The organism is Bradyrhizobium sp. HKCCYLS3077 (assembly GCF_051167555.1).
Classification (GTDB): domain Bacteria; phylum Pseudomonadota; class Alphaproteobacteria; order Rhizobiales; family Xanthobacteraceae; genus Bradyrhizobium.
In genome coordinates, this window is the sequence record NZ_JBNPTH010000005.1 from 228,040 (window position 1) to 248,981 (window position 20,942).

A 20,942-nucleotide genomic window follows, 5' to 3' on the forward strand; every position below is an offset into this window, starting at 1 on the left:
ATGCGCCGTTGGCCCTTCTATCTCGCCGGCGCGTTCGCGCTGTGCACCATGGCGGCCAGTGCGGCCGACAACGAGTCCGACCGGCTGCGTGAGGCGTTGCGCGCGGCGACGGCGCAGTCGCGCTCGCTGGAGGACCAGCGGGCGGCGCTGCAGGCCAAGCTGACTGCGGCGGAGCAGGAGCGTGACCGGCTCAAGAAGCAGAACGAGGCTTACCGCGCCCAGGTCAAGGAGGCCGAGCAGGCCTATCGCCAGGCGGTCAAGGACTTCAACGATCGCATCACCGAGCGCGACGAGACGTTGGAGAAATGGAAGAGCGCCTATGGCGAGGCGGCCAACGTCGCGCGCGCCAAGGAGGCCGAACGGCTCAAGCTGCAGGCCGAATCCACCGACTACAAGGCGCGCACCAAATCATGCGAGGCCAAGAACGCCGAGTTGGTCAAGGTCAGCAATGACGTCGTCAGCAAATACGAGGCGATGGATCCGCTGGAGAAGCTGTGGGATCACGAGCCTCTGACCGGGTTGAAGCGGGTGGAGCATCAGAACGCCGCCCAGGATTTCCGTGACCGAGTTCTCAATCAAAGGGTGAAGCCATGACGAGGCCGCGCGCAACGTTCCTTCTCGCCACGACGATCTGCCTGGCAACCATTCCGGCGGTCGCGCAGAACCGCACGCCGGCCGCTGCGGCGACGCCTGCCCCGACGCGCGGGGCGGCGACGTCTCCCACGCCCGCTGCGGCGAAGCCGGCGGCCGTCGAGGAGCGGGGCGCGATCCGCAACGACGAGGTGGTCGCCCGCGTCGGCGACAGCGACGTGACCGCCGATGAGGTACGCGCCACCATCGCGACGCTGGAGCCGCGGCAGCAGGCCGCCCTGGCGCGTGATCCCGCGCTGCTCAGCCAGACCGTCCGCGCCATCCTCGCCAACCGGCTGGTGCTCAAGGAGGCCTTGGCGAAGAAGTGGGACCAGCAGCCGGCCGTCGTTGCGCAGCTGGCGCGGGCGCGGGACAGCATCCTCACCGAGGGCTATCTGCAATCGGTGACGCAGCCGCCGGACTCCTATCCGAGCGAGGCGGATCTCAAGTCGGCCTATGAGGTCAACATGAGCGCCTTCCTGGTGCCGCGCCGGTTCCGCATCGCGCAGATCGTGGTGAACATCGCCAATGACGCCGACAAGGCCGCCGAGGAGGCGGCGAAGAAGAAGCTCGACGACATCGTCCGCAAGCTGAAGCAGCCGGGTGCGGACTTTGCGGCGTTGGCGCGGAGCAGTTCGGACGAGACGGCATCGGCCGAGAAGGACGGCGAGATCGGCTGGGTGCCCGAGCCGAACCTGCGCGGCGAAATCCGCAGCCAGGTTGCCGGTCTCGCGAAGGGCAGCATCACCGACCCGATCCGTCTCGACGATGGCTGGCACGTCGTCAAGCTGCTCGACACCGAGGCATCGACCACGCGGCCGCTTGCCGAGGTCAGGGATGTCCTGGTGCAGCGGCTGCGCGCGGAGCGGGCGGAGGCCAATCGCCGCGCCTATGTCTCGGAGCTGGTCAAGCAGACGCCATCCGTCGTCAACGAGATCGCGCTGGGCCGGCTGTTCGGCACCAAGCCGGAGGCCGCTGCGAAGTAAGCCCCATCTGCGCTGGATGGCGGGTGAGCCTTTCATCCGCCATTGGGCGCCTTGCGGGCACCAGCCCGCGATGCAGGCGCACTGAGGCGTCTCCGGGGGGCTTGGGCGCGGTCGGCTTGGGCGAGCTCGCCTGAGCAACGTCGCATCGAGCGGTGCAAATCGCGCGATGTTAATTGTGGATCATGATAATGTTATCTTAATTATGATACGTCCCGTGGAGCTCGGCATGGGGCGTGATGTGTCGGATCTGACCGGAATTGGACAGTCAGGAGCAGGCTTGGACCAGCGCGTCTGGCCTCGGCTCCAGGTTGGCTTCGAGGTGATAGGGCCGCTGTTTGCAGCCCTGGACGCGGTGACGGTGCTGGCAGCCGGCCTGCTTGGCGGCTTGGGGTATCACGCCGCCATTGGCGAGGGCCCGGGCGAGCTGACGGCGCATCTGGGTCTCGGCATGATCGCCGGATTTTGCCACTGCGTCGTCGCAAACCATATCGGCCTCTACACGCATGACCGGTTGCTGGAAGGGCAGCAGGATAAGCGGCGCGTGCTGGCGAGCTGGGCGCTGGCCGTTCTCCTCCTCACCGTGGCGCTGTTCCTGCTGAAATCCAGCGCCGACATCTCCCGCGGCACGATGGTCTGCATCTTCCTGCTCGGCGGTCTGACGCTGCCGGTGGTCCGGCAGGCGGCGCAATGGCGCCTGCGGTCCGCCGTCCGGCGCGGAGACATCAAGGGGCGCGTCGTCCTCGTCGTGGGAACGCGCGCCGAGTTGCTGCAGCTCTCGCGCCAGGAATTGCTGCTGCGGTTCGGACTGGATGAGTTCAGCCGCATCGTCCTGCCCGACCCGGCGGCGACGGGGATGCTGACCAGCAAGCTCGACGAACTCGTCGCCGCCCTGCGCCGGCAGCCGGTGGAGGAGATCATCGTCGCGCTGCCGTGGTCGGAGCTGCGCGCGTTCGACGGGATCCTCGACCGCCTGCGGGCCGTGCCGTTACCGGTCAGGTTGCTGCCCGATCAGGCCGTCTCGTCCGTGGTACGGCGGCAGACCGCGCAGCCGCAATACGCCTACATCGTCGAGATGCAGCGGGCGCCGCTCAACCGGCTCGAAAGGTGCGCTAAGCGGGTTCTCGATGTGATCGTCGCAACCGCGGCGCTTGTCCTGCTGTCGCCGCTGCTGCTTGTCGCCGCCATCGCGGTGAAGCTCGAGAGCCGCGGGCCCGTGATCTTCCGGCAGCGCCGGCGCGGCTTCAACGGGCAGTCCTTCCTGATCTACAAGTTTCGCTCGATGACCGTCATGGAGGACGGCGGCGCCGTGGTGCAGGCGCAGCGGCATGATTCCCGCGTGACGCGCATCGGGCGGATCCTGCGGGCGACCAGCATCGACGAGATTCCACAACTCTGGAACGTGCTGCGCGGAGAGATGTCGATCGTCGGTCCGCGGCCGCATGCGCTCGCCCATGACGACGAGTATGGCAAGATGATCGCCAACTACGCGTTGCGGCACCACGTCAAGCCCGGCATGACCGGGTGGGCTCAGGTCAACGGTTTGCGCGGTGGCACGCCGCGGCTGGAGCTGATGCAACAGCGTGTCGCATCGGATTTATGGTATATTGATCATTGGAGCCTTTCGCTCGACATCTATATCATGATACGGACTGCCTTCGAATTGATACGGCACCGGAATGCCTATTGAGGGCGTTCCCCGGCGCGCTGAACGATGGCGGAATGATGGCGGCGGCTGTGGCCGGATGTGATCATCCGGTACGAGCCCGCGCCACGACGCAAGCCTCATGTGACCTGCTGCCGACATGGTACATAAGCCATGTCGAGAGTGGGCATTTTGCTATTGCCTATTGAAATCTTTGATGCTTTCGCATTACTAGGTCCGGGCGGATAGGATTCGGGCCGGAGAACGCGTATATGGCTGGCAGGCGGCATGCCTCGGAGGAAATCTCGGCGAAGATGGCTCAGGCCAGTCAGCTCGCGGCCAAAGGCAAAACCCAGCGCGAAATATCCAAGGCCCTCGGCGTCAGCCTCATGACCTTTCATCGCTGGAAGAAGGCCGTGGGCAGCCATCCCCAGCCGGATCCTGCACCGGCCTCCGATAGCGCTGCCGACAAGCACGACCTGCAACCGAAGCGATTGGTTTCATCGGCCACCGACAACGACGTGAAGCGGCTCGAAGCCGAGAATGCACAGCTGAAGCGCCTCGTTGCCGAGATGCTGCTGGAGAAGCTGAACTGGCAGGATCAATTGAAGGACCTGCAGGAACGCGCCGCAGGCCGATCGAACCGGGACAAGTGACAGCCGGAGATGACAATCGTATGACACGCGCCTATGCGCGTGCGATGTGCGGCTTGTATGATACGCCGAGTGTATCATGGCCGGTTGGACTGACGCTGGCCTGTCGATCGTAATTCGGGTGATGCGTACCAGCCCTTGCGGGCTGGCTCCCTCCGGACCCATCAGCCGGCGCCGCGATCATGCCGATCGCGGATAGCCGAGATTGCTGTAGTAGCCCTCGTGCTGATGGCCTGGCTCCTCGAACTTCGCGAGGTGCTTGAGGTTGGCCTTGTTGAGGACCATCCCCAGCAATCGGTCCCGGACATCGGGAGCGGAGAGCAGGTGGCGTTCGACCGCGCTCATGCGCGTCTTGCCCCATTCGACCACGAACACGATGGAATCGATCGCCGACAGGGCGGCGCGGACGTCGACCACCGGCGCCAGCGGCGGAAGGTCGAGGATCACATAGTCATAGCTGTCGCGGAGCTTGGCAACGAGGTCTCTGAATGCGGCCGATGCCAGGACCTCGTCGGAGTGGACCACACGGTCGTCGGGGATGAACGGCAGTACGGCCAGCTGGGTGTCCGGCTCGTAGCCTACTGCCTGGTCCAGGCTGCTCTCGCCGGTCAGGACGTGCAGCAGTCCGATCTTGGGCGCCGGCGTCAGGCTGCCGGCGAGAGTCGGGCTGCGGAGATCGGCATCGAGCAGAATGACCCGCTTGCCGGCATCGGCCATCTGGATCGCGAGATTGCACGCGATCGTCGACTTTCCTTCGGCTGGCAGGGTCGAGGTGAAGCCGATGACCTGATTATGCCGGCGCGCCGCTTCGACGCCGATGCTGAGCTTGATGGCCCGCACCGCCTCGGCGAACACCGACAACGGATCGTCAGCAGCATAGCGCAGCCTGCGGTCGACGAAGTCGACGCCAGGGCGCGTCGACGATGGCGCCTCCAGCTTCGGCTGTACGGAATGACCGATCAGCTGCAGAGGAGGGCGCCGGGGCGCTTGGCCCTTGTCGAGCACCGGCGCTGTGCGTGGCAGCTGCGGAAGCACCGCAAGGCACGGTACGTCCAGCGCCTGCTCGATCTGCCGTCCGGTCCGGACGACGCCGTCCGTGATGTCGCGCAAGCCGGCCGCCGCGAAGCTGCCGACCGTCCCGATCGCCAATGCGATCGCCAGCGCCAGCGGCGCATTCGGCTTGCTCTTGCTGGTCGGCGGCGCGGCCACGCTGATGACCCTGGCGTCGGTAATCGGAAAGGTCTGCTGCTGGCTGGCGTCCATATAGCGCTGCAGAAACGTGTTGTAGACGTCGTGATAGACCTTGGCGAGGCTTTCGAGCTCGGCGAGGCCGAGACGGTCGCGGTTGGTGAGCCGTCCACGCGACACCAGGCTGGCGAGCTGCTGCTCCAGGCTGTGCTCGCGCGCGCGAGCGATCTCGTAGTCGCTCTGGTAGCTCGCGGCGATGCGGCCAAGCTCGGACCCGATATTGGCGGTGAGGTCGACCATCTGCTGGCGAATGGCTTCGGCCGCGGCGTGATCCGCACCATAGCGAGACGAGAGGTAGGTCTCCCGGGCCGACAGGTCGAGATACTTCGTGCGCAGGCGCGTGATGACCTCGTCACGCAGCGCATCCGCCACTGCCGCTTCCTTGATGTCCATCTTGCGGACCTGCTCGATGCGGTCGAGCCGCGCCCGCGCCTCGCTGGTCGCGGCCCGGGCCGTCGCGAACTGGCTGTTGAGGTCGGCGAGCTGCTGCTCGTCGATGGGTCGGCGAGGGGCGCCGGGGACGACCGCTGCCGCATTGCCGAGATCGACGATGTTGTTCTTCTCCTTGAATTCCAGGATCGCGCGGTCCGCATAGGTGACCTGGGCGCCGAGTTCCTTGATGCGTTCCTGCAGCCAAATGCCGGCGCGCCGCCTAATCTCGTCCTGGGTCTCGACCTGATTATGGATGTAAGCCTCGACCGTCGCGTTGGCGACCTTGGCCGCGGTGACCGGGTCGCGCGAGGTGAAGGAGATGTCGAAGACGTAGTTGCGCGCCCTGGAGACGCTGAGCCGTCGCGAAAAGGCGTCGAGCGCCTGACGCTCGCGGCTGTCGACCGTTGCGGCGTCGGAGCGGCCTGCTGCGACGAATTCGGGATCCTTGACCAGGTCGAGCTTGCGGATCACCCCGAGCGCGACGCTGTCGGAGCCGATGATGTCGATCTGTGACGGCGCCTGGGTGGTGTCGAAGCCCACCGCGCCGGGGGCTTGCGCTTGGGTCTGGAGCGCGCGCATCGAGCTGCTGTCGACCAGCACGGTCGCGGTCGCCGTGAATTGGGCGGGGGAGACGACCAGATAGGCGAGGCCGGCGATCAATCCAATGATGGGACCCGCGAGGAGCGTATGGCGGCGGCGGCGGACGAGGGCCGTCACCTCACGCACGACCGCTGCGAGCGGGCGCGCGGCGTCCGCGTCGGCAAGGTGCTCACGCCCGGTCATGGTGTGGGCTCCACATGACCGTCAAACCTCGATACCAGCGCCGTCGGCGCCTCGGCGACGGACTCTCGTCCCCGGGGGGCTCCGGCGCGTCGCGGTCGGGTTGCAAGTTTGCAGGTCATTGCATCGACTTTCCCATTCGTGGCCGGTGTCGGCATTCGGCGCACCGAGCGGCGCTTGCGCGGCCGCTGCAACCCGTTCAGTCATGATCCCCGGTCGTCAGACGACCGGCCTGGCTCCGCTAGTCCAGCTCGAAGGCGCTCTTGTAGTCGAGCTTCAACGAGGGATCCTGCTCGGTCTTGCGCATCAGGCAGTTGCCGACGACGAGCAGCTCGATGTCGCTGCCCATGAAGCAGCGGAAGGCGTCCTCGGGCGTGCAGACGATCGGCTCGCCGCGCACGTTGAAGCTGGTGTTGACGAGCACGGGGCAACCGGTCTTCGCCTTGAAGCGCGAGATCAGGGCGTGAAAACGCGGATTGGTCTCGGCGTGGACCGTCTGGATGCGGGCGGAATAGTCGATGTGGGTCACGGCCGGAATGTCCGAGCGGACGGCGTTGAGCTTCTCGATCCCGAACCGCGCCTCTTCCTCATTGGTCATCTGCCGCCGCCGTTCCTTCCTGACATCGGCGACCAGCAGCATGTAGGGCGAGTCGCCATCGAGCTCGAACCATTCGCCTACATCCTCGCGCAGCACCGCGGGGGCGAAGGGACGAAAGCTCTCGCGATATTTGATGCGGAGGTTGAGCGTCTTCTGCATGGTAGGCGAGCGCGGATCGCCGAGGATCGAGCGCGCACCGAGCGAGCGCGGGCCGAACTCCATGCGGCCCTGCATCCAGCCGACGGCTTCGCCGGCCGCCAGCGAGGCCGCGGTCGCTTCCAGCATTTCCTCGTCGCTGGCCACCGAGAAACGTGCGCCCGCCTTGGCGAGATCGCGCTCGATCTCGCCTTGCGCGTAGGCCGGGCCGAGATAGGCGCCCTGCATCAGATCGTGGCCGTTGACCTGCCGCTTGCCGCCAACGTGCTGATGCCATGCCACGAGCGCGGCCCCCAGGGCGCCGCCGGCATCGCCCGAGGCCGGCTGGATCCAGATGTTGTCGAACGCACCGTCACGCAGGACCTTGCCGTTGGCGACGCAATTGAGCGCGACACCGCCGGCGAGGCAGAGATTGCCTCCGCCATGCTCCCGGGCCAGCGCGCGGGTCAGCCGCAGCATCACCTCTTCGGCGACCTTCTGGATCGAGGCGGCCATGTTCATGTGAAACGGCGTCAGCCTGTCGGTCTTGGGATCGCGCACCGGCTGTCCGAACAGATCCGCGAACTTCTGGTTGGTCATGGTCAGGCCGGTGCAGTAGTCGAAATACGACATGTCCAGCCGGAAGCTGCCGTCATCCTTGAGATCGATCAGATTGTCGAGAATGGTGTCCGCATAGTCCGGCGTGCCGTAGGGCGCGAGACCCATCACCTTGTACTCGCCGGAATTGACCTTGAAGCCGGTGTAGTAGGTGAAGGCGGAGTAGAGCAGGCCGAGCGAATGCGGAAAGCGCATTTCCTTGATGATGCTCAGATCGTTGCCGCGGCCTACGGCCGCTGACCCCGTACACCATTCGCCGACGCCATCCATCGTCAGTACCACGGCATCCTGGAACGGAGATGGATAGAAGGCGCTGGCGGCGTGGCTGAGGTGATGCTCGCTGAACAGCAGCCTGTCCCGCCAGTCCGACTTGGGAGCGATCGCCTTGAGCTCGCGGCACAGCAGGTCCTTCTGGAACAGCTTCTCCCGCAGCCAGATTGGCATTGCGCGGGAGAACGAGCCGAAGCCGCGCGGCGCGAACGCCGTATAGGTTTCCAGCAGGCGCTCGAACTTCAGAAACGGCTTTTCGTAGAAGACGACGTGATCCACGGCGTCGAGCGCGATGCCTGTTTCCGCAAGGCAATAGGCGATCGCTTGCGCGGGGAAGCTGGAATCGTGCTTCTTGCGGGTGAAGCGCTCCTCCTGCGCCGCCGCGACGATGTGCCCGTCGATCACCAGCGCCGCGGCACTGTCGTGATAGAAAGCCGAGAGACCGAGAATGCGCATCGGATCGTCTCAGAACAGCGTGTAGATGAAGGGCGCAATCGCCGAACCCTGGGCGATGACGAGCAGGCCTCCGAACACGAACAGGACGATCAGGATCGGTGCGATCCACCATTTCCTGCGCGCCCGGATGAAATCCCACAATTCTGCAACGATCGACATGCTGTGATCTCTTTCAGATCTTGATCGGGGAGATGTCTCAGAACTGCCGTTTCAGGGCAGACCGATCCGGCGGCTCGCGCGGACGGTCGATCCAGTAGCTCTGCAACTGGCGGTCCCGCTTCAGCGCAAGCAGGTCGCGGCCGCTCCGCCGCATGATCCAGGCGATCGGGCTGATGCAGCCGAAGAAGATGGCGCCCATGATGATCGGGCTGACGATCCGGTGCAGCAACTCGCCGAACCGCAGCCACAGCCGGTTCGGCACCCGCAGCAGCTGCGGGCGGATCAGCGCAACCGCTGCGAACGCCAGCGCAACCGCGACGGCCCACCAGCGCGGCTGGTCGAAGCGGATCAGCGGCAGGCCGGCAACCAGGACGAAGAAGCCGGCGAAGACGAGACCAAACTGGCGCTCGGAACTGCCGGGGGGCGGGCTGTGATGCGAGCTCTGCTCGAGCGCCGTCGCCATTCCAACTATCTCCCATCCGCGTGATTGTCGGCTCTGTGAGACGCGGGCCGTTCCGCTCTCGGCGAACCACCGCCGCATGCCGCCTGCGAAAGCAGGGAGGGCTGCGTGGATGCAAGGACGCCAACCAGATGCGCCGCGGCGATTTCGTTGCCCAGATTTGTCAGATGATCGGTGCCGTCGAACAATTTTGCTTCACCCATGAATGGCCGCACGTCGTCGACCACGGCGACGCCGCGGCTGCTCAACGCTTCGCCGATTTTGCGATGTTCGTCGGCCAGCGCGTTCTGGCCGCCGCCGAGCGCGACACCAGACGGCATGATCGATACGGAGAAGCCGATGCCGGCCGCTCGAGCCCAGGCATTCATGGCCGCGATCTCGGCGATCGTCGTGTCGAATGTGCCGTCGATCAGCCAGCGGTACCAGTCCAGCGACGGCATCATGCCGTCGTCCTTGCCGCCCTTCTTCCAGCGATACAGCGCCTTCTGCAGGAAGAACGGCAACTTCAGCAACGGCGGTGCATACATGCGGTAGAGGCCGCTATCCGCTCCCTCCCACAACGAGTTGCGCCGCGCGAAGTCGTTGAGATTGAGAAGGTAGACGACGCCGTCGATGGAGAGCGGCTTGGCGCGGGTCCGGAGCAGCTCGCCCACTTCTTGGGCGCCGTATCCCGGAACGCCCATGTTCAGCACATCGACGCTTGTCCCGCAGGCCGCGCTCAGCTTCGTCTCCATCAGACGGGAGATTGTCTGCGCCTCGGATTGCTGAATGCCGAAGGTGACGGAATCGCCGAGGATGGCGAAACGGACGGTCGGCTTCGGCGTGACCGGCTCGGGGCCGCGCAGGCCGTGGGAGTTGATCGACAGCTCGCGCCCGTCACGGCGGATCTGCATTCCCGGCCGCAGCTCGTAGCCGAGAAGCGGATCGGCCGAGGCGCGGTAGTAGTGATCGGGGTCGGCGCGCCGGGCCGAGAGTTGAGGCGAGACGATCAGGGCAAACAGCACGGAGGCCATCAGCTCGGCTGCGATCAGAATGACGGATGTCATCAGCACCAGCGCCAGCGCGCCGATCAGCCAGCGCGGTCGCGCCGGCCGGGCAGCCGCGGCCGTCATGTCCAGAGCGGAGGTCATGGGCTGAGATTTCTTGGGCTAAACGTCGCCGCCCGAATGAGAGCGTCGGACGGCATCTGCCGCCACGCAGCTCTCATGGCATCGCTGTTCGATGTCCCCACAGCTCACCCCCAGCTGGACGATACCCGCGCAAGCTAAGGGCGCAGAGACCCTGACGTCTTTCGGGAGCAGAGCTCACGCTTGTACGTCGACCGTTCGACCGGATCGTCGGTAGCAATGGAAGATTAAGCTTTGACGATATTAAGGTAACATCGCAATGAAGCATTACGATATATATGATACATCAGCGAGATCGCGGGGAGGTATGGCTCGGGCGAGGCGCCCGCCCTTGGCCCAGGACGGTTGAAGGACGGCGCCGGCTCTCGCCTCAGGCCATGTTGTGCAGCCCGGCGTCGACATAGATCGTGTCGCCGGTCATGCCCGAGGCGCCGCCGCCGACCAGGAAGGCGACGACGCGGCCGATCTCGGCGATGTCGACCAGCCGGCGGCCCGGGCTGCGCGCCACGGCGGCTTCGACGAGCTCGTCGAAATGGGCAATGCCGCTGGCGGCGCGGGTCTTGAGCGGGCCGGGGGAGACCGCATAGACGCGGATATTCTTCTCGCCGAGCTCGGCGGCGAGATAGCGCACGCCGGCTTCCAGCGACGCCTTGGCGAGGCCCATGACGTTGTAGTTGTTCACGACCTTGTCGGCGCCGTAATAGCTCATCGTCACCAGCGCGCCGCCGTGGGTCATCAGCGGCTCGGCGGCACGGGCGAGTTCCAGGAACGAATACACCGAGATCCGCATCGCGCGACTGAAGCCGTCGGCCGAGCAGTCGACGACGCGGCCGTGCAGGTCGCCCTTCGGCGCGAAGGCGATCGAATGCACGACGAAGTCGAGCCGGCCCCAGTCTTGCCCGATGCGGGCGAACACCGCCTCGAGCTCACCGGGCTGCTCGACGTTCAGCGGCAGCAGCAGGCTGGTGCCGATCCGCTCGGCGAGCGGCGCGACGAAGTCGCGGGTGCGCGCGTCGGCATAGGTCAGCGCCACCTCGGCGCCGAGGGCGCGCAGCTTGGCCGCGCAGCCGAAGGCAATCGAGTTCTCGTTGGCGACGCCGACGACGAGGCCGCGCCGGCTCTTCAGCATGTCGCCGATCCGGTCGTCAGGATTAAAGACGGTCGGCAGCGGATCGACGGGAACGGGGTCGGCCATCGGGCTCTCCTGTCAGGCGACGTCGCGGATCGCGCCGTTCTCCTCGAGCGGATCGGCCGCCACCGCGGCCAGCGCCAGCGGCGGCAGGCCGAGCGCCTCGCGCAGCCGCTGCAGGGTGCGGATCGTGTTCGGCTCCATGTCCTCCAGCGAGCCCGCGATGAACTCCACGACGTCGATGGCGCGGTTGCGGTCATCGATCTCGGGTAGCAGTTTGGCGAGGGTCGCAATCGCCTGCTCGGGCTCGAACTCGGCGATGATCGACTGCTCGCGGATCAGCGCCGCGCGGCGCTCGGCGCCCAGCGAAGCGAACGGCTCGTCCCTGGTCAGCACCTTGGCGGAGCGCTCCAGCCGGTCACGGCGCACCGAGCCACGCGATTCCGCGAGCAGGATCAGCATCCGGATCACCGCCTCCTCGAAGCCGCCGCGATCGATACCGAGCAGGATCGCCTGCACCTCGGGCAGGAAGCGCAGCTCCCTCGGCTCGCGGCGGACGCGCTGGAAGGCGTGGGTCGAAGCGATCGCGTTCATCCAGGGCGAGCCGTAGATCGACAGGAACGTGGCTTCATACAGGCTATCGCGGAGATCGCGGACGACGTCGAAGGCCTGGATCACGCTCTTGGCCCAGAGCTTCTCGAGCGCCAGGAACGGGTTCGACGGCGTGGCCGGGGTGCGCGACGCGCGCGCCTCGTCGGCCGCCTTGCGGATCGCTTGGGTGACGGCGTTGTCGCCGCCGAAGCCGCGGCGCATCAGGCGCGCCGGATGCGCGTCGCGCATCAGCTTCGCGGCCTCGTCGGTCACCATCGATTGCACGAAAGGACGCGCGGTGAGGTCATACAGCTCGGCGCCGAGCTCGGACAGCCGCGCCACCGCGGCAAAGCCGCGCTCCTCGCTGCGGTCGTTGTCGTCGATCGCCAGGATGTCGGAGATCTTGCGCTCGTGGAACGAGACGTGGAAGCGCGCATCGACGCCTTCGCCGATCTGCTCGTCGATCGTCATCTCGTAGAGACCGGGCGCCAGCGCCTCGATCGTCTTCATCGTCGAGGCGACCTCGGTGTGCTCCTTCTTCGCGATCGAGGACGACACGAAGATGCCGAGATGGCCGACCTTGTCATGCACCATGTAGATGATGCGCTGGCCGCGGATGCGGATCTCGTGCTCATCGGCATAGGTGTCGACGATCCAGTTCAGCGCCTGCTGCGGCGGGGTGATGTTGTCGCCCCAGCTCGCGAACACGATGATCGGCGAGCGGATCGCCTTGAGATCGAGCTGGCGGCCGCGCTCGATGCGCGCCTCGCCGCGCGACAGCCGGTTGCCGATGAACAGCTGCTCGACGATCCAGCGGATCTCCTGCTCGTTCATGAAATGGAAGCCGCCCCACCAGCGCTCGAATTCGAGGAAGCTGGCGCGGCCCTTTTCCGGATTGGTGTAGAGGTCGAAATACTTGCCGAAATAGTTGCGGCCGGGATTGAGCATCTCGAAGTTCGACACGAGGTGCACGCCGTCGAACTCGCCGCCGCCGAGATCCGACAGCACCAGCGCCGGCAGGATGCCGCCGAGCAGGCCGCCATTGTAGCGCATCGGGTTCTCGCCGAGCCGGCCCGACCAGTACGCGACCGGCGCGCCATTGACGACCAGCGGCCCGGTGATCTCGGGATTGGCCGCGGCCAGGATCAGCGTCGCCCAGCCGCCCTGGCAGTTGCCGACGATGATCGGCTTCGGCGCCTCGGGATGCCGGCGATGCACCTCGGCGATGAACTCGGCTTCCGCGCGCATCACGTCGGCCAGCGTCTGGCCGGGCTCGGGATGCGGCCGGAACACGATGAAGTAGACCGGATGGCCGTCATGCAGCGCGACGCCGACCTGGCTGTCCTGCTTGAAGCCGCCGATCCCCGCGCCATGGCCGGCGCGCGGATCGATGATGACGTAGGGCCGCTTCCACTCATAGGTGACCACGCCCGCCGGCGGCAGGATCTTCAGCAGCATGTAGTTGACCGGACGGGGCAAGGTCTTGCCGTCGAGTGCGACCTCGTGGTCGTAGATCAGCACCGGCGGCGTGCCCGCCGCCTCGTGCTGCGCATCATTGTCGGCGCGCTCGCGCAGCACATCCAAGGTCATCATCATGCGCTGGCCGGCATCGATCCAGTAGTCACGGGCAAGCTCGAACAGATGCTGCTGCGCGGCGCCGAACGATTGCGCCAGCGCGGCACCGTCGCTGATCATCTCCTGCACCCGCTTGCCGTGCTCGTGGGCGAACCGGTCCAGGTGCCGGCTCGTGCTGTGGGAGATGCGCTGCGTCTGGGTGGTGGTGATATCGGCGGCGCCGAAGCTGCGGGCGAGGGCAGTGGCGGGGCTGTAGGGAGAGGACATCGGTGATCCCTTTGGTCAGGCTGTCAGGCGCATCGGGTTCGCAGGGCTCTGCATCAGCCCCAGGATCTCGGCGGTGTGTTCGGCGATCATGCAATCTTCGTCGGTCGGAATGACCAGAACCGTGACGCGCGAGTCCGGCAGGCTCACCGTCTGCGCGTTCCGCGCGTTGGCGTCGCGGTCGATGATGATGCCCAGCCATTCCATGTCGCCGAGGATCTGCTCGCGCACGCGACAGGCGTGCTCGCCGATGCCGCCCGCGAACACGACGGCGTCGACGCCGCCGATGGTCGCCGCGAGCCCCGCGATCTCGCGGCGCACCCGCGCCACGAAATAGTCGATCGCCTCGCGCGCGGCCGGAGCATCGGAGGCCTCGAGCTCGCGCATGTCGTTGGAAAGGCCCGAGAGGCCCTTCAGCCCGGAATCGTGATAGAGCAGATGCGTGATCTCGTCGGCGCTCATGCCTTTTTCGGTCAGCAGATAGAGCACGACGCCGGGATCGAGTTGACCGCAACGCGTGCCCATCGGCAGGCCGTCGAGCGCGGTGAAGCCCATAGTGGAGGCAATCGAGCGGCCGTCGCGCAGCGCGCAGACCGAGGCGCCGTTGCCGAGATGGGCGATGATGACGCGTCCCGCGGCCAGCGATGGCGCCACGCTGCGCAGCCTTCGCGAGACGAATTCGTAGGACAGGCCGTGAAAGCCATAGCGGCGCACGCCTTCGTCATAGAGCCGCCGCGGCAATCCGAACGTATCGGCGATGAACGGATGCTGGCGGTGGAACGCCGTGTCGAAGCAGGCGACCTGCGCTGCATCGGGAAAGGCATGCAGCGCCGCGGCGATTCCTGCGAGATTGTGCGGCTGGTGCAGTGGCGCCAGCGGCACGAATTTGCGCAGGCGCTGCAACGTGCCGTCGTCGATCACGACCGGCTCGGCATGATCAGGCCCGCCATGCACCACGCGGTGGCCGACCGCCACGACACGGCAGCCTTCCTCGTGGCGGCACAGCCAATCGAGCGCAAGCTCCAGCGCGGCGCGGTGATCGATCGCGCCCTTCGGCGCATCGATCGGCTGCCGCTCGGCAGGACCGTCGGCAGGACCAGCCGTGAAGATCGTGTCGTCGCCGATGTCGTCGATATGGCCCCTGGCCACCGGGCGCAACGCGGTCGCTGCGGTCTCATAGGCCGCGAACTTGATCGAGGACGAGCCGGCATTGATGGTGAGGATGACGTCGGTCATCGTCTACTCCGCGGCCAGCGCCTGCGACGGGGCGGCGAATGCGCGGCCCTCGCGGCGCCAGTGATTGTAGAGCTGCGCCAGCGCGCAGGACGCGAGCCGCGCGCGGCCGTTGTCGGCCCGGCTGGTCAGCATGATCGGGACACGCGCGCCGACGACCAGTCCGGCCGCCTCGGCGCGGGCGACGAAGGTCAGCTCCTTGGCCAGCATGTTGCCGGCCTCGAGGTTCGGCACGATCAGCACGTTGGCATGGCCCGCGACCAGCGAGGCGATGCCCTTGGTCTTGGCAGCCTCCATGTCGATGGCGTTGTCCATCGCCAGCGGACCATCGACGATGCCGCCCTTGATCTGGCCGCGCTCGGCCATCTTCGACAACACCGCCGCGTCCAGGGTCGAGGGGATGTTCGGATTGATGGTCTCCACCGCCGAGAGCACGCCGACCCGGGGACGGTCGAGCCCGCAGGCGCGCGCGAGGTCGATCGCGTTCTGGATGATGTCCACTTTCGCCAGCAGATCCGGCGCGATGTTGATCGCGGCGTCGGAGATGAACAGGATCTCGTCGAGGGTGGGCACGTCCATCGCGAAGACGTGGCTGATCCGGCTGTTGGTGCGCAAGCCACCATCCTTCTTCACGACCGCAGCGAGCAGCTCGTCGGAATGGATCGCGCCCTTCATGACTGCGCCGGCTTCGCCGTCGAGCACCATCGCCACCGCGCGCGCGGCTGCGGCGCGGTGATCGGTCTCCGGCACGAGCGCCCAGCCGCTGATGTCCGCATCGATCTCGCGCGCCGCCGCCGAGATGCGGTCGGGATTGCCGATCAGCACCGGGTGGATCAGGCCGCGTTCGGTGGAGAGCAGGACGCCGCCGAGCGAATTGTGGTCCTCCGGGCAGACGATGACGGTCTTCAGCGGAGGCAATTGAGCGGCAAGGTCGATCAGCCTGGCGAAATGATCGGCATGGTCCACGATCAGCGCCGGAAGCTCACGCACCGGCGTCTCGATCGCGACCATCGGCGCATCGACTTCGGCGAGCCCAGCACAGACGATCTCGCCGCCCTGGTCGGTGATCTCGGCGCGAAACACCGCGACCGGCTGCTCGCGCTTCTCGGAGCAGGTCACGGTGATGCGCAGACGGTCGCCGACATGCACGCGCTTCCTGAACTCCAGCGACTGCGAGCGATACAATGTGCCCGGACCCGGCATGACGTTGCCGAGCACCGCCGAGATCAGCGACCCGACCCACATCGACGGCGCAACGACGTCTTTCGCGCCATGATTGACGCTGCCGTCGGGCACCATCAGCGGGTTGGTGTTGCCCGAAACATGGGCAAACAGGATGAGGTCCTGAACCGCGCATTTGCGCTCGATGGAAGCGCTGTCACCGACCTTGAGCTCAGCCCAAGTCTTGTTACGGATGGTCGGGCTCATTCGCGCTCCGTTGCCGAAATTCGCGTGATCTCGCTGCGCCTGCCGATCGGCGGAGCGATCGCGTGCTGCGGTGCATCAGGTATAGGGCGCGAGAGTGACGACTGATTGACTACTTCGATTATCAACCGTCTTCGGTCTGGGTGCGACCGATTGTCATCTGCGCTTCGCATCCGCGTTCCACAATCGAGCTTCCTGGTTTGTGGGGTAACGGGGAGAGCCAAATGGCCGATATCACAGTCAACCAAGCCGTCGGAGACGAGCGGCCGATTCAGCCGGCCGGACGGCCCAATCTCGACAAGGGTTTCAACCCGCTGACGATGATCCTCTTCCTCGGTATTCTCGCTGCAGGACTGCTGTTCGTTGCCTACAGCATCTATGTCGACGTCGACGCCACCGGCGTGAAGGTGACGACCTATCTGCCTTACGTGCTGTTGTTCGTTGCGCTGCTGATCGCGCTCGGCTTTGAATTCGTCAATGGCTTCCATGACACCGCCAATGCGGTGGCCACCGTGATCTACACCCACTCGATGCCGGCCGAATTCGCCGTGATGTGGTCGGGCTTCTTCAACTTTCTCGGCGTGCTGCTGTCGAGCGGCGCGGTGGCGTTCGGCATCGTCTCGCTGCTGCCGGTCGAGCTGATCCTGCAGGTCGGGTCGAGCGCCGGCTTCGCGATGGTGTTCGCGCTTCTGATCGCCGCCATCATCTGGAATCTCGGCACCTGGTATTTCGGCCTGCCGGCCTCGTCGTCGCACACGCTGATCGGCTCGATCATCGGCGTCGGCGTTGCCAACGCGCTGATGCGCGGCCGCGACGGCACCTCCGGCGTCGACTGGACCAAGGCGACCGAGATCGGCTATGCGCTCTTGCTGTCGCCGCTGGTCGGCTTCATCTGCGCCGCCGCACTGCTCTATCTGCTCAAATTCCTTGTTCGCAATCCCGCGCTCTACGCCGCTCCCGAAGGTCCGAAGGCGCCGCCGATCTGGATCCGCGGTCTCCTGATCCTGACCTGCACCGGCGTGTCCTTCGCGCACGGTTCGAACGACGGTCAGAAGGGCATGGGCCTGATCATGCTGATCCTGATCGGCACCGTGCCGACGGCCTATGCGCTGAACCGCACGCTGCCGGAATCGCACATCGCGAAATTCCAGGAGACCTCGCAGGCCGCCTCCAAGGTGATCGCTGCCAAGGCTGCCGGCTACAATGTGATCGGCGATCCGCGTCCGGCGGTCACCCTTTATGTCTCCCAGCGCAAGATCAACGAGGGTACCTATCCCTCGCTCGCAGTGCTGGTGAAGGACGTCGGCGAGCAGGTTCGCACCTACGGTTCGCTGAACAAGGTCCCTGCTGAAGCGGTCGGCAACACCCGCAACGACATGTACCTGGCGTCGGAGGCCATCCGCTTCCTGATGAAGGACAAGGAAAACGACCTCAACAAGGACGAGGTCGCGACCCTGAACGCCTACAAGGGCTCGCTCGACAGCGCCACCAAGTTCATCCCGACCTGGGTCAAGATCGCCGTCGCGATCGCGCTGGGCCTCGGCACGATGATCGGCTGGAAGCGCATCGTGGTCACCGTCGGCGAGAAGATCGGCAAGTCGCATTTGACGTATGCGCAGGGAGCGTCGGCCGAGCTGGTCGCCGCCGCCACGATCGGCGCCGCCGACGTGTTCGGCCTGCCGGTGTCGACCACCCATGTGCTGTCGTCGGGCGTCGCCGGCACCATGGCGGCCAACGGCTCCGGCCTGCAGATGTCGACCGTGCGCAACCTGCTGATGGCCTGGGTGCTGACCCTGCCGGCGGCGATCCTGCTGTCGGGCTCGCTCTACGTGATCTTCAGCCGGATCTTCTAAGATGCGCGCTGACCGGGCGGCGCTTGCAGCTGTGACGGCGCCGCCCCTGGAGGGGCTGGTGTGGGCCTTCCGCTTCACCGCGGACGGCACGCCCCAGCCGCTCGCCAACGACCAGCCGTTTCATCTCGATCACGACAGCTGGTATTGGCTGCACTTCAATCTGGCCGATGCGCGCGCCGTGCAGTGGCTTGGCCATGCCGAGCTGCCGCCGGCCGCGCGCGACCTGCTGCTGTCGAAGGACAGTTTTCAGCAGCTGCATGGCACCGAGGACTGTGTGCACGGCGTGATTGCCGATCTCGCGCGCGACATCGGCGGATCGACGGAGGAGACGGGGCGGCTGCGCTTCGTCATGACCGAGCGTCTCTTGGTCAGCGGACGCCATCACGCCTTGCATGCGGTCGACGTGACCCGCCGGTCGCTGGAGGCCGGTCAACGTGTGCCGAGCGCAGCTGTCCTGTTCGAGCGGATCGTCGAAAATGTCGCCGAGGCGATGGAGCACATCGTCGACGGCTTCGAGCAGCAGCTCGACGAGATCGAGGAAAAGCTGCTGTCGGAGGAGGGCGGCAACCAGCTCCCCGCACTTGGCCGTCTGCGCCGCACCTGCATCAGGGTGCACCGGCATCTGTCCGAACTGCGCGTCGTGCTGCATCGCTTCGACCGCAACGCGCCGGCCGACATGAAGCCGGCGCTGCAGCTGCGCGCCCGCAATCTGGCGGAGCGGCTCGACGGGCTCGACCACATGGTGGTGGAGCTGCGCGACCGTAGCCGGCTGCTGCAGGAGGAGCTTCACCTGCAGATGGAGGAGCAGACCAACAACAGCCTCCGGATCTTGTCGGTGCTGACCGCGCTGCTGTTGCCACCGACGCTGGTCACCGGCATCTTCGGCATGAACACCAAGGGATTGCCGTTTACGGACTCCGAGACTGGCTTCATCTCGGCCGTTCTGCTGATGGCGCTCACTGCTCTCGGCTCGTATGTCTTGATGAAGCGCATCGGCCTGATCAGATAGAGCGAGCGTCGCGTGACTTCGAAAGCCTGGGCCAGAGTGCGGTTTTCATCGTTTGCGTTTGCATTGCTGGCAACCTGCACACTGTGGTCCGGCGCCCGGGCCGACGATCGAGCTTCCGCAACGACGCAACAGGATCTGCGGCAGCAGCTCGCCGCTTGGGGCATCCAGTTCAACCTGACCTATATCGGCGAGACCTTCGCCAATCCGGTCGGCGGTGTCCGCAACGGCGCGATCTATACCGGGCGACTTGATATCGGCACGACCATTGACCTGGAGAAGCTGGTCGGCTGGGGCGGCGCGACCTTCCACGCCAACGCCTTCCAGATCCACGGCGACGGCCTGTCGCGCAGCTATGTCGGCAATCTGATGCTGGTGAGCGGCGTCGAGGCGCTGCCGGCCAGCCGGCTCTACGAATTCTGGGTCGAGCAGGCGCTGCTCGGCGGCAGGCTTCAGGTCCGCGTCGGCCAGCAGCCTTCCGACATCGAGTTCATCGACAGCAAATATGACGACCTGTTCGCCAATTCGGCGCTGGGATGGCCGGGCATCACCGGCATCATCCTGCCGAGCGGCGGACCATCGCCGCCGCTGGCGGTCCCCGGCGTCCGGCTCAAGGCACAGCTGACGGAGAAGCTCGTCGGCTATCTCGCGGTGTTCAACGGCGATGCGGCGCCGCCAGGCCCCGGCGATCCTCAGCTCAAGAATCCACACGGCATCCTGTTCCGGGTACAGGACCCGCCCTGGTTGATCGGCCAGCTCAGGTACAATTTCGAGCTCGGCGCGACGGCCTTGCCCGGCACCATCGCAGCCGGCGCCTGGTATCATTTCGGCTCGTTCGACAACCAATCTCTCGACGCCGCCGGCCGATCGCTGGCCGATCCGCTCAGCTCCGGCGAGCCGGCGCGCATGCGCCGCAATCAGGGTCTGTTCGGCGTGTTCGAGCAGCTCCTGATGCGCAGCCCCCTGGATACTGCGAAGGGCGCCGGCCTGTTCATCAGGACGTCGGTCAGCCCTTCCGACCGCAACCTCATCAGCTTCTATCTCGATGGCGGCATCCAGTTCACCGGCTTCAGCGCGGCACGGCCGGACGATAAGTTCGGCATCGCCGCGACCTATGCCCGGATCTCCCGCGATGTCCGCCGCTACGACCAGGACCTGCAGCTGTTCACGGGGATCGCGACGCCGATCCGCGATTTCGAAGCGATCTTCGAGGCGAGCTATTCGTTCCAGGTCACGCCGAATGTCGCGGTTCAGCCGATCGTGGAATATGTCATGCACCCGGGCGGTGGCAGCGTCGACCCCAATGATCCGACCCAGACGCGGCGCATCCGCGACGCGATCGTCTTAGGCATCCGCACCACGACCACCTTCTGACGGTCGATGCCGGCGGTGGGTCCGCCGGACAGGACACGCGCGACTTCGAAAAAATAAAATCATCTTGCGATTTTTCGGAATTCGTGGTTTTCTCTCGCCATCCCGCCTCACTCGGAGGGGCGTTGCGCGCGATCGTCACGACACGCGAGGCGGGGATGCGATGGCCGCGGGAAGTCGCAGCGTGTCTTCGGATGCGCGGACGAACGACGACGTGCGGACGTGAAGTCGCAGCGTCCCGATACCCCGATGCTGGTATCAACTCACGACGAAGCTTCGCTTTGCGTGGGGATGGTGGCCA

At 65.9% G+C, this 20,942-nt stretch carries 16 protein-coding genes; 7 read left to right on the plus strand and 9 right to left on the minus strand.

The annotated features are described in order from the left end of the window. The 4 genes from ACQR0Z_RS21420 to ACQR0Z_RS21435 all read left to right on the plus strand — a co-directional run bounded on the left by ACQR0Z_RS21420 (position 1) and on the right by ACQR0Z_RS21435 (position 3,914). Positions 1-594 (plus strand): hypothetical protein, encoded by a 594-nt coding sequence (locus ACQR0Z_RS21420; protein WP_434919927.1) that lies wholly within the window; start codon positions 1-3, stop codon positions 592-594. Then, the gene (locus ACQR0Z_RS21425; RefSeq protein WP_434919928.1) at positions 591-1,616 is read left to right on the plus strand and encodes a peptidylprolyl isomerase; all 1,026 of its coding nucleotides are present in this window, start codon (positions 591-593) and stop codon (positions 1,614-1,616) included. Before ACQR0Z_RS21420 ends, ACQR0Z_RS21425 begins: the two co-directional genes overlap by 4 nt. Positions 1,617-1,893: 277 nt before the next feature. Further along, positions 1,894-3,303 carry an undecaprenyl-phosphate glucose phosphotransferase gene (locus tag ACQR0Z_RS21430; protein WP_434919929.1) on the plus strand — a complete coding sequence of 470 codons (1,410 nt, stop codon included), beginning with the start codon at positions 1,894-1,896 and terminating at the stop codon, positions 3,301-3,303. Between the two features lie 269 nt (positions 3,304-3,572). Continuing rightward, a complete protein-coding gene (locus tag ACQR0Z_RS21435) occupies positions 3,573-3,914 on the plus strand; it encodes a helix-turn-helix domain-containing protein (protein ID WP_434919930.1) in 342 nt (113 codons plus the stop codon). A 177-nt stretch (positions 3,915-4,091) separates the two neighbouring features. Here ACQR0Z_RS21435 and ACQR0Z_RS21440 read toward each other — a convergent pair whose 3' ends face one another. The 9 genes from ACQR0Z_RS21440 to ACQR0Z_RS21480 all read right to left on the minus strand — a co-directional run bounded on the left by ACQR0Z_RS21440 (position 4,092) and on the right by ACQR0Z_RS21480 (position 16,414). Next, positions 4,092-6,374, minus strand: coding sequence for an AAA family ATPase (locus tag ACQR0Z_RS21440; protein WP_434919931.1), 2,283 nt, complete (start codon positions 6,372-6,374; stop codon positions 4,092-4,094). Positions 6,375-6,612: 238 nt separating this feature from the next. After that, positions 6,613-8,448 carry a carbamoyltransferase family protein gene (locus ACQR0Z_RS21445; RefSeq protein WP_434919932.1) on the minus strand — a complete coding sequence of 612 codons (1,836 nt, stop codon included), beginning with the start codon at positions 8,446-8,448 and terminating at the stop codon, positions 6,613-6,615. A gap of 9 nt (positions 8,449-8,457) precedes the next feature. Continuing rightward, positions 8,458-8,607: a DUF5989 family protein gene (locus ACQR0Z_RS21450; protein WP_434919933.1), complete on the minus strand. Its 150-nt coding sequence runs from the start codon at positions 8,605-8,607 to the stop codon at positions 8,458-8,460. 37 nt (positions 8,608-8,644) lie between these two features. Further along, the gene (locus ACQR0Z_RS21455; RefSeq protein ID WP_434919934.1) at positions 8,645-9,070 is read right to left on the minus strand and encodes an SxtJ family membrane protein; all 426 of its coding nucleotides are present in this window, start codon (positions 9,068-9,070) and stop codon (positions 8,645-8,647) included. Positions 9,071-9,075: 5 nt separating this feature from the next. Then, complete coding sequence (locus ACQR0Z_RS21460) at positions 9,076-10,080, minus strand: SGNH/GDSL hydrolase family protein (protein WP_434919935.1); 1,005 nt, start codon at positions 10,078-10,080, stop codon at positions 9,076-9,078. A gap of 484 nt (positions 10,081-10,564) precedes the next feature. Next, entirely contained in the window at positions 10,565-11,389 is an 825-nt protein-coding gene (gene fabI / locus ACQR0Z_RS21465; RefSeq protein WP_434919936.1) for an enoyl-ACP reductase FabI, read from the minus strand. Positions 11,390-11,401: 12 nt separating this feature from the next. Then, a complete protein-coding gene (locus tag ACQR0Z_RS21470; protein WP_434919937.1) occupies positions 11,402-13,756 on the minus strand; it encodes a DUF3141 domain-containing protein in 2,355 nt (784 codons plus the stop codon). Between the two features lie 15 nt (positions 13,757-13,771). Next, positions 13,772-14,989: an acetate/propionate family kinase gene (locus ACQR0Z_RS21475; protein ID WP_172130601.1), complete on the minus strand. Its 1,218-nt coding sequence runs from the start codon at positions 14,987-14,989 to the stop codon at positions 13,772-13,774. A 3-nt stretch (positions 14,990-14,992) separates the two neighbouring features. Next, positions 14,993-16,414 (minus strand): bifunctional enoyl-CoA hydratase/phosphate acetyltransferase, encoded by a 1,422-nt coding sequence (locus ACQR0Z_RS21480; RefSeq protein ID WP_434919938.1) that lies wholly within the window; start codon positions 16,412-16,414, stop codon positions 14,993-14,995. Between the two features lie 221 nt (positions 16,415-16,635). Between ACQR0Z_RS21480 and ACQR0Z_RS21485 the strand changes: the two genes are divergently transcribed. From ACQR0Z_RS21485 to ACQR0Z_RS21495, 3 genes are all read left to right on the plus strand, one after another. Further along, positions 16,636-18,264, plus strand: a complete 1,629-nt coding sequence (locus tag ACQR0Z_RS21485; RefSeq protein WP_434919939.1) for an inorganic phosphate transporter — start codon at positions 16,636-16,638, stop codon at positions 18,262-18,264. A gap of 1 nt (position 18,265) precedes the next feature. Continuing rightward, positions 18,266-19,273 (plus strand): transporter, encoded by a 1,008-nt coding sequence (locus ACQR0Z_RS21490; protein WP_434919940.1) that lies wholly within the window; start codon positions 18,266-18,268, stop codon positions 19,271-19,273. A gap of 63 nt (positions 19,274-19,336) precedes the next feature. Further along, positions 19,337-20,644: a carbohydrate porin gene (locus ACQR0Z_RS21495; protein ID WP_434919941.1), complete on the plus strand. Its 1,308-nt coding sequence runs from the start codon at positions 19,337-19,339 to the stop codon at positions 20,642-20,644. Positions 20,645-20,942 lie beyond the last annotated feature (298 nt).

Bases quoted from the DNA above. Each gene is read 5' to 3' on its own strand.
- ACQR0Z_RS21420 (WP_434919927.1), top strand. From the start codon at position 1: ATGCGCCGTTGGCCCTTCTATCTCGCCGGCGCGTTCGCGCTGTGCACC.
- ACQR0Z_RS21425 (WP_434919928.1), top strand. From the start codon at position 591: ATGACGAGGCCGCGCGCAACGTTCCTTCTCGCCACGACGATCTGCCTG.
- ACQR0Z_RS21435 (WP_434919930.1), top strand. From the start codon at position 3,573: ATGGCTCAGGCCAGTCAGCTCGCGGCCAAAGGCAAAACCCAGCGCGAA.
- ACQR0Z_RS21440 (WP_434919931.1), bottom strand. From the start codon at position 6,374: ATGACCGGGCGTGAGCACCTTGCCGACGCGGACGCCGCGCGCCCGCTC.
- ACQR0Z_RS21445 (WP_434919932.1), bottom strand. From the start codon at position 8,448: ATGCGCATTCTCGGTCTCTCGGCTTTCTATCACGACAGTGCCGCGGCG.
- ACQR0Z_RS21450 (WP_434919933.1), bottom strand. From the start codon at position 8,607: ATGTCGATCGTTGCAGAATTGTGGGATTTCATCCGGGCGCGCAGGAAA.
- ACQR0Z_RS21455 (WP_434919934.1), bottom strand. From the start codon at position 9,070: ATGGCGACGGCGCTCGAGCAGAGCTCGCATCACAGCCCGCCCCCCGGC.
- ACQR0Z_RS21460 (WP_434919935.1), bottom strand. From the start codon at position 10,080: ATGGCCTCCGTGCTGTTTGCCCTGATCGTCTCGCCTCAACTCTCGGCC.
- fabI (WP_434919936.1), bottom strand. From the start codon at position 11,389: ATGGCCGACCCCGTTCCCGTCGATCCGCTGCCGACCGTCTTTAATCCT.
- ACQR0Z_RS21470 (WP_434919937.1), bottom strand. From the start codon at position 13,756: ATGTCCTCTCCCTACAGCCCCGCCACTGCCCTCGCCCGCAGCTTCGGC.
- ACQR0Z_RS21475 (WP_172130601.1), bottom strand. From the start codon at position 14,989: ATGACCGACGTCATCCTCACCATCAATGCCGGCTCGTCCTCGATCAAG.
- ACQR0Z_RS21480 (WP_434919938.1), bottom strand. From the start codon at position 16,414: ATGAGCCCGACCATCCGTAACAAGACTTGGGCTGAGCTCAAGGTCGGT.
- ACQR0Z_RS21485 (WP_434919939.1), top strand. From the start codon at position 16,636: ATGGCCGATATCACAGTCAACCAAGCCGTCGGAGACGAGCGGCCGATT.
- ACQR0Z_RS21490 (WP_434919940.1), top strand. From the start codon at position 18,266: ATGCGCGCTGACCGGGCGGCGCTTGCAGCTGTGACGGCGCCGCCCCTG.